The sequence below is a fragment of the Raoultibacter timonensis genome (assembly GCF_022845715.1).
Taxonomy (GTDB): domain Bacteria; phylum Actinomycetota; class Coriobacteriia; order Coriobacteriales; family Eggerthellaceae; genus Raoultibacter; species Raoultibacter timonensis.
In genome coordinates this window covers 2,555,617-2,567,720 of record NZ_AP025564.1, presented here as the reverse complement: position 1 = coordinate 2,567,720, position 12,104 = coordinate 2,555,617, and the positions used below count along the sequence as shown (strand labels likewise).

Sequence of the window (12,104 nt, the reverse complement as noted above, 5' to 3'; positions counted from 1 at the left end):
TGCGGCCTTATGCGTAAGGGGGAATTATGGATGAGGCGATCGAGGCCCTTTTGGCTGCCCGGAACTTCCTGTATTCGTATCTGAGCCGAGCATTTGCAGCCGAGCCGGACGAAGCGTTTCTGGAAATCGTAAAGAGCGATTACACGTACGACATGTGGACTCTTCTGGACGGCAGGGGAGGAGAAGCGGAAAAGCTTCAGCGTGCCCTTGCGGTGCTGGCGGAAAAGCCCTCTGCCCTTGCGGAATTGCGAAGCGAGTACACGAGGCTGTTCGTCGGCCCCGATCAATTACCTGCACCGCCGTGGGAATCGATTTACGTTTCGGGGGAAGCCCTTTTATTCCAGAAGAGCACCCTGGCTGTCCGAGATGCCTATCGTGCTTCAGGATTTCGGGCAGCTGGGTATCCCCGCGAAGCGGACGACCATATCGCGACGGAGCTGAACTTCATGGCGGTTCTTGCGGAGAGAGCCTATCGTGCCTACGAGTCTTGCGAGCATGGGGCGCTGCTCGATTCGCTCGATGCCCACGAGAGGTTCCTCGGGCATCATACGGCGCTTTGGCTCGGAGCCTTCGCCGAGCGGCTCGAAGCGTGCGGTGTATCGGAATTCTATGCTTCGTTCGCGGCGCTGAGTGTTCTCTTCTGCACGCATGAAAGCGAGGTTTTGAAAGAGCTCCAAGACTCGGTGTAGTACTATGGATTGCGGGAGGCGCTTGTGGGTAACATCACGCTGAAAACGAAGTTCGTCGTGCTGATCTCAGCGCTCGTCGTCGTGTCTCTTTTCGCCAACCTGGCGTGGACATCAGTCAACAAGCGCGCTCAGATGGAAAACGAGCTGCGCGAGAAGGGCGAAGTGCTCGCACAGCAGATGGATGCGGTATGGGAGTTCATGGCATCGAACCAGGATCGCCTCGAGCAGATATCGTATACCGAAGACGGCGTGTACCAGGGTCTTCACTGCGCGATCGTCGGGCGTAGCATCGGACTCTTGTTCACCTCGCAATCCGAGTACACGACGCGGTTCGTGAACTTCGACCCGCGAAACGACGCCGACGAGCCCGACGAGTTCGAGGCCGAGGCCCTCGCTGCATTCACCGAGCAAGAGGGCCGAACCGAGTACTACGAGATAGCCGAGTACCAGGGTGAAGAGGTGTTTCGCTATCTTGCGCCCATGACGATCGAGGAAAACTGCCTCGATTGCCACGGCGAGCCAAAGGGTGAGATCGATGTGACGGGCTTCCCTAAAGAGGGGTGGACGATAGGGGATGTGGGCGGTGCCATCAGCATCATCATGCCGCTCGACGTATACCGCGAAAGCGAGCAGTCCGCCATCGTGCAGGATGTGATCTTCTTCGGCGGCATGCTTGCGTTCTGCCTCGTCATCGTCTATGTGGCGCTCGGCTATCTCGTAACCCGGCCGCTCAACAAGATCCAGGCAGGCGTTGAGCAGATCAAGACAGGCGACCTCGACGTGGAGCTCGCCTATACCGAATCGTCGCGCGAGATGAACACGCTTACGGCTGATTTCAACCGGATGGCCGAGGAGCTTTCGACGATGTACGGCAATCTCGAAACCCAGGTCGAGGATCGAACCGCCCAGCTCGCCCACGCAAACGACGTGCTCGAGCGACAGCGCGCCCAGCTCGAAGAAGTGAACGGCCTCTTGCGCGACGAGAATCAGTACAAATCCGAATTCTTGGCCATGATGAGCCATGAGCTGCGCACGCCGCTTACCTCCATCATCGCGTTCGCTGAGATGCTCAACAAGGAGAGCGAGCCGAAAGACGAGAAGGAAGCCGAGACGCGCCGCGAGATCGAAGCGAACAGTCGGGCGCTTCTGTTCATGATCAACGATATTTTGGAGATGAGTCGCCTCGATGCGGGTAGGATAGAGATGAATGTTGAAACGGTCGATTTGGGGGATGTCGCCGGGCTGGTGCAGTCGGTCGTGCAGCCGTTGGCGAAGCAGAATGGAATCGAGTTCACGTGCGAGATCGACGCGGATGTGCCGCTGATCGAAGCCGACTTCGAGAAAGTCAGGCACGTGCTCGAGAACCTGGCGGGCAATGCGGTGAAATTCACGCCCAGGGGCGGATCGGTGCGCTTGCACATAAGCCACCATCCCGAGTGTCGGGAGGTGTGGCTCAGAGTCGCCGATACGGGCATCGGCATTGCCAAGAAAGACCAGCAGCGGGTGTTTGAGCGTTTCGTCCAAGCCGACTCCTCCGCTTCGCGCAAGTACAGCGGTACGGGGCTCGGCTTGGCATTGGCGAAAGAATATACCGAAATGCACCACGGCAGCATCTCGCTGGAAAGCGCAATCGGCGAAGGCAGCGTCTTCACCGTGCGCATGCCGGTCGGCCACGACGCCGAAAGCGAACGGGAGGCGATGTGTAGATGACCCAGGCGAAGATCATGCTCATTGACGATGACGAGAGCTTGCATGTGCTCGTCAGGCGTCTTGCCGAAGATGCGGGATACGCGTTCTGCTCGGCGTACGGGGGAGAAGAGGGTCTAAAAGTCCTCGGCTCCGAAAAGCCCGATCTGCTGCTGCTCGACGTCATGATGCCGGGCACGAACGGGTTCGACGCCTGCCGCCAGATGAGAGAAGACGGCAGGCGCATACCGATCATCTTCCTTTCCGCAAAGGGCGATATCGTCGACAAGAGCATCGGCTTCAAGGCGGGCGGCGACGATTATGTGGTGAAGCCGTTCAGCTCCGACGAACTGCTTCTGCGCATCGAGGCCCATCTGCGCAGGCATAAATCGGATCTCGCGTTCGCCAAGGCGATCACGCGGGAGGGAAGCAACGTGACGGGCGACATCGAGGTGTGCTTCAACCGGTACGAAGTTCGGCTGCGCGGCGAGAAGGTCGATCTCACGGCGAAGGAGTTCGAGATACTGGCCCTTCTGGCGGCGAGTCCCGGCCAGGTGTTTACGCGCGCGCAGATATTCGAGCATATCTGGGGCGAGGGAAGCGATGTGGACGAGAGCAGCATCACGGTGTTCATCCGTAAGATCCGCGAGAAGATCGAGGATAATCCCTCGCAACCCAAATACCTGCTCACCGTATGGCGCGTGGGATACAAGTTCGCCGAACGCGTGTAGCGCATAGCTTGCGGCGGGTCGCATGCCACCGGATAGCATGCGAGCCGCCGCCTCTTTTCCGCATCCGCAAGCCATCCTTTGGGATGCGGTTTGGTAACGTTGCGAGAGGAGTTTGCCCTTGTAATCTTGACGGTCGGGTGTCGGTACAATACAGTATTCAAAACATGACGAAACCGATAGTAGAACCGAGGTGCAGATCGCTTGAATACGCAAGAGGCGTTGCAGTCTTTCGACCTTGATCCACGTCTGTTCTACGACGCTATGGCTTTCAGTACCGATGACTACCTGTACGTTATCGATATGGCGACCGATCGTGCGCTCATCTCGGACAACATGAAGGCAGATTTCGATCTGCCCGACTGCCTGTTCGAGGGGCTCATCCCCTTATGGCGCGCACTCATCGCCGAGCGCGATCTTCAGAGCTTCGACGAATCCATCGATGACATGGTGGCCGGCCGTACCGATTCGCACGACCTCGAGTATCAGGTGAGAAACCGCAAGGGCGAATACGTGTGGATCGTCTGCCGCGGGCTTATGAAGCGCGACGAGAACGGCGCTCCTGCCATGTTCGCGGGTGTGGTTACCAACCTCGAGCGCAAGGGCAAGATCGATCCGACGACGGGACTGTTCATGCACGATAAGTGCATCCAGGTGCTCGACCGCATGCTTGCTCGCGACCGTGTTGCCGGCGGTGTGCTGCTGCTCGGTCTCGACGATTTCTCTCGCATCAATTCGTTGAACGACCATGCATTCGGCAATGTTGTTTTGCGCGTGTTCGCCCAGGGCGTTCAGCGGCTGCTGCCCGAAGACGCTTCGATCTTCCGCTTCGATGGCGATGAATTCGCGATCGTCGCCGAGGGGGCCGATCGCGCCGCGATGGAGGATCTGTACCATGCGATTCACGCGCTCGCGAACCGACAGCAGGATATCGACGGGACCACGTACTTCTGCACGGTTTCGGGCGGGATTGCGATGGGGGATGCGGAGCAATCCAGCGGCTCGGATTTGATCAAGCATGCCGAAAGCGCTTTGGAGGAGAGCAAGCATCGGGGGAAGAACACGGTCTCGTTTTTCTCGGCCGATATGACCGAGGCGAAGCTTCGCCGCCTCGAACTGAGCGACCGCCTTCAAGCATCGGTGCTCGAAGGCATGCGCGGATTCTCGGTTCACTATCAACCGCTTGTGAACGCCGATACGATGAGGATCGACGGAGCGGAGGCCCTGCTTCGCTGGAAAGACGAAAGCCTCGGGCCGGTCGGTCCCGACGAGTTCATTCCCGTACTCGAATCGTACGGCCTTATCGGACAGGTGGGGCGCTGGGTGCTCGAGCGGGCGGTGGAGCAATGCGCCGCTTGGAGCAAGGCGCGTTCTGGATTCATAATGAACGTGAACATTTCGTATCTGCAGCTGTTCGAGTCCGATTTCATCCCATTCGTCAAGCAAGTGCTGGATGAATCCCAGGTCAATCCGTCGCAGCTCGTGCTCGAGATGACTGAAAGCTATTTCGTCACCGATCTCGACGCGCTTAAAACGACGTTCGATCGGCTGCGCAGTCTCGGCATTCGACTTGCTATGGACGATTTCGGAACCGGGTACTCGTCGCTCGGCATGCTCTCCCAATCTCCCGCCGATATCGTCAAGATCGATCGCATGTTCATTCGCAACATCGACGGGGAGGCGTTCAACCGCTCGTTCATCGATGCGGTCATCGACTTGTGCCACAGCGTCGGCATCGAGGTGACGGTCGAAGGCGTCGAGGAGCCGACCGAGCTCGATACCGTTCGCTCGATCGGCGCCGACTGCATCCAGGGCTTTCTCGTATCGAGGCCCCTTTCCGCAGCCGATTTCGAAGAACGCTTCCTGGCGTAAACGCAAGGTTGCAGCGAGCAGGGCGGTGCCGTTCGCATGCGCGCGGCGAGGCGATGGCGGTGCCGTTCGCATGCGCGTTAGGGCTGCAGGAGCTCGATCAGGTCGTCTTCGGTCAGATTGGCCAGGGAGACGCCTGCGTTGCCCGAACCGATGATGCGATCGGCCAACCCGCTTTTCGCTTCCTGCAGTTTGAGGATGCGCTCTTCGATCGTATCTTTGGCGATCATCTTGTATACGCTGACCACCTTCGATTGCCCGATGCGGTGGGTGCGGTCGGTGGCTTGGGCTTGCGCGGCGGCATTCCACCAAGGATCTGCATGGATTACGATCGACGCCCCGGTGAGGTTGAGCCCGGTACCGCCCGCTTTGAGCGACATCAGAAAGGCCGGCGTATCGTCTTCGTTGAACGCATTTACCAGATCGAGCCGTTTTCTCTTGGCCGTCGAGCCGGTGAGGGTGTAGTGGGGGATACCCGATGCGTCGAGACGTTCGGCGATGAGCGCAAGGAAGCTGGTGAACTGCGAGAACACGAGCACCTTTTCGCCTGCGCCGCACGCCGATTCCACCAGTTCGACGATAGCGTCGAGCTTTGCGGCCGAACCGGCGTAGTTCTCGTAGAGCAGGTGCGGATCGCAGCAAAGCTGTCGCAGCCTCGTCAGCTCGGCGAGAACCTCCACCTTGTGCTCGTTGAATGCGTGTTCCTTGCGGTTCCTCCGCTGCTCGGTCAGCGATTCGCGCAGTTGCTGCTCGTGGGCTGCGTAGAGCTTTCGCTGCTCCTCTTCCAAGGGGGTGTAGAACACTGATTCGATCTTGTCGGGCAGATCGCGCAGTACGTCGGCTTTAAGCCGGCGCATCATGAACGGGCCGACGAGCGCCTGCAGTCGACGAGCGGCCTCGTCGTCATCGCCCATGATCGAAAGCTCGAATCGCTCGCGAAATCGCATGTACGATCCCAACAGGCCGGGCATGAGGAAGTCGAAGATGCTCCACAGCTCGCTCAATCGGTTTTCCATCGGCGTGCCGGTGAGTGCGAAGCGATGGCGTGCGTTGATGCGCTTGACGCTCCGCGTCGTAAGCGTCGCGTGGTTCTTGATGTACTGGGCTTCGTCGAGGATGCAGCAGAAGAACTCCCTGCCGTCGTAATCGGCCGAATCGATGCGGAGCAGATCATACGAGGTGATGAACACGTCGCACGCCCGATCTGCGCGAATGCGCGCCCGTTCCCGCTTCGTGCCGACGATCGGCCGCACATCGAGTTCGGGTGCGAATCGTTCGAACTCGGCGACCCAGTTGTAGACGAGCGAGGCGGGGCACACGATGAGGCTCGGGCCGATCTTGTGCGCCTCGGTGCGGCGTGCAAGAAGCAATGCGATGATCTGAGCCGACTTTCCGAGGCCCATCTCGTCGGCAAGGACGCCGCCGAAGCCGCTGTCGAGGAGCATGCTCAGCCATCGGAAGCCTTCAAGCTGGTAGGCGCGCAGCATGCGGTCGAGTGGCTTGGGAGCGCGGTGCTTTCGCCTACTTACGTTTCGGAGCTTTTCGAGGTAATGCGTGAACGATTCGTCCCGCCGGGCGTCTTCGAGCTCGTCATCGAGGTAGAACGCGCGAAACGAGGGCAGCTCTACGGCCCCCGAGCTCAACTGCTTTCCCGAAATGTTCAGATCCGAGACGATGCGATCGAGCTGCGCGAGGTCGCATTCCTTCAGATCGACGAACGCCCCGTTGCGCAGCCGATGGTAGCGCTTGCGCTTCTTGTAGCTGGCGAGCAGCGGCCCTATCTCGGATGCGGGCAGGTCGTCGGAAGAGATGGTAAGGTTGATGAGGTTTCCGGCCAACGAGAGGCCGAAGGATACGCGGGGCTTGCGATCGGTGAGAAGCCGATCGAAGGCGGGGGTGGTGAACACCGCTCCGACTGCTTGGAACTCGACAAGGCCGCCGAATACGAGGGCGGCAACCGCTTCGTCGTTTTCGATGGGTATCCGTTGGCCGGGGTAGCGGAAGTACCGGTTCACAAGCTGCTTCGCGTAGTTCTCGACGAGGTCGTCGCGCAGCGGGGCGGGGGCGTGTTGCTCTTCCTTGCGGATTTCGCCCTGCGCGAACAGGGGGAATCGGCGCTCGCCGTAAACCGCTTGCGCGTCGCATGAAACTCCCTGCTTGTCGCGGTCGAAGAAAAACTCGAGGTTGCAGGGAACGGGGCGGTACGCTTCGATCTCGCTCGGAGCCCGTACGTTCAGACGGTTCTCGATGCACGGTAGCACCGTTGCGCAGAACAGCGGCATGTCGGCGCATGCGATGAACAGGCGGTCGTCATCGCTGTCGTATACGTCGCGCAGAAAATCGGCGCAGTGCGAAAACTCCGGCGAGCATCGAAAGAACACGTCGCCCTGCCATACGTACATGCGCTCGCCGTGGGCTGCAAAGGGGATCGCGTCGGTTCGGACGATCGAATAGCCGTCTGCGCCCACCTTGTTCAGCTTGAGGTCGATGCGCGGATCCTGGTGTTCGACGTGGGCAAGCGTATTCGAGCGGACCCCGTAGTCGTTTCCCTCCACGGCGAAATCGGTCCCATCGAGCATATCGACGAGTTCGATGAGCTCCGCTTCGGATAGATCCAGATCGCGATCGGCGCTGTCACGGCTGCGGTATCGTCGGGAGAACGCGGTGTCGGCGTGCTCGCGCACCGCTACCGTCTTATCGAGAAACCGCGCGAGAGATTGCGCTCGTTCGGTCAGCATGGCGGGATGGTGCGCGAAGGCGAGCTTCTTCCCGTAGGAAAAGGTCTCGCCCTTGCGCATGCGGTGCACGAAATCCGTGACGCTCTTGAGCACGTAGGAGCCCTGGGGTCCGACCACCTTGAAATGCGCGGTCCATGCGCGGTATCCGTATCCGATGATCGTTTCGATCTCGATGGAACCCTCTTCGGGGGAGCGATTGATCTGCTTTCCGCGCTCCATGAACGCGGCGATGCTGGCGGAGGTGCTTGCCGCTGCCCGCTTCTTCTGGAACCCGAGGAACCTTTCGGGAGCCTCGTTGTAGGAGAGGACGAGGGCGGCGCAATGCTTGCACATTCCGTCGTAAGAATCCATCGCGGGGCAGGTGCACGAGTAGTCGAGGATATCGTCGTCCTCTTCGTCGAAGACGACGTAGGTGCGGTAGCGCTCGTTCCAACCCTTGCTTCCCACGAAGAACGCGCTTACGGCGGTCTCCGATTCGCCGTATCGGCACTTTTTCGTGAGGATGCTCTTGTCCGAGGCCGCGATTTGCTTTGCGCGCTCGAAGGTGCGTGCAAAGCAGTGTCGATTGATTTCTTCCTCAGATATCATGTGCACCTTACAAGGATGCTCGCATGGTTCTGCGAGCATCCTGATCGATCGGATTTGAGCTGTGCATATGCGCAGTGAAACGCACTACGCTTCGAGCAGATCTTCCACTGCGGCGAGCTTCACGCAGCACACGAACACGTCCATGGCCGCCTCGAGTTCTTCGAGCGGGGGCAGCGTGGGGGCGATGCGGATGTTGCTGTCGGCCGGATCGTTTTTGTACGGGTAGGTGGCGCCGGCTCCGGTCATCACCACGCCCGCCTCCTTGGCGAGCCCGACGATGCGCTTCGCCGTGCCGGCTGGCGCGTCGAATGAGACGAAATAGCCGCCGCGCGGGTTGCTCCACGAACCGCACCCGGTTTCGGCGAGACCCGCTTCGAGCTTTTCGCATACGAGCTCGAACTTCGGGCGCACGATAGCGGCGTGCTTTGCCATATGGCGGGCAAGGCCTTCGGCGTCGCGGAGGAAACGCACGTGGCGCAGCTGGTTAAGCTTGTCGTGGCCGATGGTCTGAACGCCCATGCGCTTTTTGATGTCGGCGACGTTCTCGGGGCTTGCGGCCATAGCGGCGATGCCCGCACCCGGGAAGGTCACTTTGGAGGTCGAGGCGAACTTGAAATAGCGGTCGGGGTTGCCCGCTTCGATGCAGGCATCGCCGATGTCCATGAGGTGATCCTGGTCGGCGACGTCGTCGTAGAGGTGATGGACGCAGTAGGCGTTGTCCCAGAAGATACGGAAATCGTCGGCTGCGCACTCCATGTTCGCCAGGCGTTCGACGACCTCGTCGGAATAGGTTACGCCGCCGGGGTTCGAGTACTTCGGAACGCACCAGATGCCCTTGACCGACTCGTCTTCGGCGACGAGGCGCTCGACTTCGTCCATATCGGGACCGTCGGCGAGCATGGGCACGGTAATCATCTCGATGCCGAATGCTTCGGTCACGCCGAAGTGGCGGTCGTAGCCGGGGACGGGGCAGATCCATTTGACCGTATCGAGCCGGCCCCACGGGGTGGAGCCGAGCGTCCCGAACATCCAGCAGCGCGCGACGGCGTCGTACATGATGTTGAGGCTCGCATTGCCGAAGACGATGACGTTTTCGGCTTCGTCGTCGAGCATCGAAGCCATGAACTCTTTGGCTTCGGGCAACCCGTCGACGACGCCGTAGTTGCGGCAATCGGTGCCGTCGGCGCTCTTGTAGTCGGCGTCGGAGGACAGGATGTCAAGCATCGGCATGCTGAGATCGAGCTGGGCGGCGGCGGGCTTTCCTCGTGCCATGTTGAGCTTGAGCCCCTTGGCTTTATAGCCGGCGTATTCTTCTTCGAGCTGCGCACGCAGCGTATCCAATTCGGCAGCCGATAGGTCTGCATAGGTTGACATCGTGGTTCCTTTCACCGTCTTGGCCGATAGATGCAACAAAAAGAGGGAGGTTACTCCATTCAGATAAAGTATAATCCCACCGTACTGTTCATTATAGGGGAAGAAGCGAATACATGGTTTCCAACGATTTTTGGGTATTGCTCGCCATGCTCATCTACTTCATCGTCGTGGTGGTTATCGGCTTCGTGTACGCGAAACGGTCGAACGCCTCGTCGGAAAACTACTTTCTCGGGGGGCGCAGCCTCGGGCCGTGGCTTACGGCTTTGTCGGCCGAAGCGTCGGATATGTCGGGCTGGCTGCTTATGGGGCTGCCCGGCGTGGCGTACTTCACCGGCGCGTCCGATGCCATGTGGACGGCCATCGGCCTTGCCTGCGGCACGTACCTGAACTGGAAGATCGTCGCGCGCCGTCTGCGCAAGTACTCCGAAGTGGCCAACAACTCCATCACGCTGCCCGATTTCTTCTCGAACCGCTTCCACGACAAGAAGAACATCCTGATGACAATCGCCGCGATTATCATCCTGCTGTTCTTCTGCATCTACGTGGGCAGCTGCTTCGTCACGTGCGGCAAGTTGTTCTCGACGCTGTTCGGACTCGATTACGCGACTATGATGGTCCTCGGCGCGCTCATCGTGTTTCTGTACACGTTCGTGGGAGGCTACCTCTCGGTCTGCACGACCGATCTTGTGCAGGGCATGCTCATGGTCACGGCGCTCGTGGTCGTGTTCATCGGCAGTGTGACCGCGGCGGGCGGCGTCGACAACACGGTGGCGTTCTTGCAGGACATCCCCGGGTTTTTGAGCGGTACGCATATGGCGGCGCCCGTGCTCGACGACGCGGGGCGGCAGATCGTCGAAGACGGTATGCCCCTGTTCGGCGTTCCGAACGAATACGGGCTCGTGACGATCATCTCGGGCCTCGTGTGGGGCCTCGGCTATTTCGGCATGCCGCAGGTGCTCGTGCGCTTCATGAGCGTGCGCCATTCCGACGAGATCAAGAAGTCGCGTATCATCGCCACCGTCTGGGTCGTGGTGTCGCTGACCGCTGCTGTGCTCATCGGCCTTATCGGCCGTGCGGTCATTCCGACCGAGTTTCTCACGCAGTCCGCCGCCGAGAACGTGTTCATCGTGCTCTCGCAGATGCTTCTGCCGGCGTTCTTCTGCGGCCTTGTCGTATCGGGCATCTTCGCCGCATCGATGAGCTCGTCTTCGTCGTATCTGCTCATCTCGGGATCGGCCGTAGCCACCAACATCTTCAAGGGCCTCATCAAGAAGGACGCGACCGACCGTCAGGTCATGATCGTCGCTCGCTTGACGCTCGTGGTCGTGCTGCTGTTCGGCATCGTGATCGCGCTCGACGAGAACTCCTCGATCTTCCAGGTCGTGTCGTACGCGTGGGCCGGGTTCGGCGCCTCGTTCGGCCCGCTCATGCTTATGAGCCTGTACTGGCGCCGCACCAATCTTCCCGGAGCGGTGGCGGGCATGCTCGTCGGTGCGGGCACCGTGCTTGTCTGGAATGCGTTCGTCAAACCGCTCGGCGGATGGTTCGGCATCTACGAGCTGTTCCCGGCGTTCGTGCTCGGGCTCCTCGCGATCATCGTGGTGTCTCTGGCAACCAAGGAACCCTCGAAGGAAGTCACCGACGAGTTCGACAGCTATCTGGAAGCCGACGTGTAGGAGGCTCGTTCGCCCATGCGAACTACGCGAGCGGCTCGCCAACCCATGGCGAGCCGCTCGTTTTTTCGGATACGGTTCGGGCATGCGTCACCCTGGCGATCGGATGATCGGCCGCATGTGCGTTGTCGGATAGTACCTCTCGCTGGATCGCTATTGTGCGTATGTTTTCATGCGAGCCCCTCTTCTGGCAAGTCGGCCACGACGTGAGCTTTCTTCTATTACGGAATGTATAACCTGCACCGTTTTGTGAAAGAAACGACACCGAGAAGAACGGGCGCATGCGCGAAATGCCTGATGGTGGTTTGGAGATATCTTCCCTGCGGCAAAACACTTTCACAAAACGGTGCAGGTTATACATTCCCTTTCGGTACAGGATTGCGTTAATGCAAGATTGCGTAGATGCGTGGTTCTGCGTTTCGGCTGCGTTGCCGGCAATCTCGACGCGGCCCACTGAGGGCACTATGCCCGATTTGAGCGTGTAATCCTTGGCCTGGCGCGAAAGGCAGTGCCGTGAAGTCCGGTCGCGCAGGTCGAGAGGCGCCGTCGCGTGGCGGAGAGATGCGGTTCACATTTCGAACCTGCTAGCGGATGGGCTTTACTGTGCGAGCGCAGGGGTACGAATCGGGCTTCAAAATCGCTGATAGCGATTCTCCGCCATAACTATTGACCGATACGGTCAATAGTCGCTATACTCGATCTGTTGACCAAATCGGTCAATCGCGTTTTGCAGAGGCGCGGAAGAGCGTGCGCTTCGCG

7 protein-coding genes are annotated in these 12,104 nt (G+C 59.7%); 5 read left to right on the top strand and 2 right to left on the bottom strand.

Annotated elements, in window-relative coordinates:
• The first annotated feature begins 26 nt into the window (after positions 1–26).
• From MWL89_RS10590 to MWL89_RS10575, 4 genes are all read left to right on the top strand, one after another.
• The gene (locus tag MWL89_RS10590) at positions 27–689 is read left to right on the top strand and encodes a TorD/DmsD family molecular chaperone (protein ID WP_244385988.1); all 663 of its coding nucleotides are present in this window, start codon (positions 27–29) and stop codon (positions 687–689) included.
• A gap of 24 nt (positions 690–713) precedes the next feature.
• Positions 714–2,399, top strand: a complete 1,686-nt coding sequence (locus MWL89_RS10585; RefSeq protein ID WP_102377727.1) for an ATP-binding protein — start codon at positions 714–716, stop codon at positions 2,397–2,399.
• Positions 2,396–3,106, top strand: a complete 711-nt coding sequence (locus MWL89_RS10580; RefSeq protein WP_102377728.1) for a response regulator transcription factor — start codon at positions 2,396–2,398, stop codon at positions 3,104–3,106. The genes MWL89_RS10585 and MWL89_RS10580 overlap by 4 nt, the downstream gene beginning before the upstream one ends.
• A 201-nt stretch (positions 3,107–3,307) precedes the next feature.
• Positions 3,308–4,975, top strand: a complete 1,668-nt coding sequence (locus tag MWL89_RS10575) for a putative bifunctional diguanylate cyclase/phosphodiesterase (RefSeq protein WP_244385987.1) — start codon at positions 3,308–3,310, stop codon at positions 4,973–4,975.
• Positions 4,976–5,052: 77 nt separating this feature from the next.
• On the opposite strand, the gene MWL89_RS10570 is transcribed toward MWL89_RS10575, so the two are convergent.
• The gene (locus MWL89_RS10570) at positions 5,053–8,298 is read right to left on the bottom strand and encodes a DEAD/DEAH box helicase (protein WP_244385986.1); all 3,246 of its coding nucleotides are present in this window, start codon (positions 8,296–8,298) and stop codon (positions 5,053–5,055) included.
• 84 nt (positions 8,299–8,382) lie between these two features.
• Positions 8,383–9,672, bottom strand: coding sequence for an aspartate aminotransferase type Ic (locus MWL89_RS10565; protein WP_102377731.1), 1,290 nt, complete (start codon positions 9,670–9,672; stop codon positions 8,383–8,385).
• A 113-nt stretch (positions 9,673–9,785) separates the two neighbouring features.
• On the opposite strand from MWL89_RS10565, the gene putP reads away from it, so the two are divergent.
• Positions 9,786–11,348 carry a sodium/proline symporter PutP gene (gene putP / locus MWL89_RS10560; RefSeq protein ID WP_102377732.1) on the top strand — a complete coding sequence of 521 codons (1,563 nt, stop codon included), beginning with the start codon at positions 9,786–9,788 and terminating at the stop codon, positions 11,346–11,348.
• Positions 11,349–12,104: the final 756 nt, after the last annotated feature.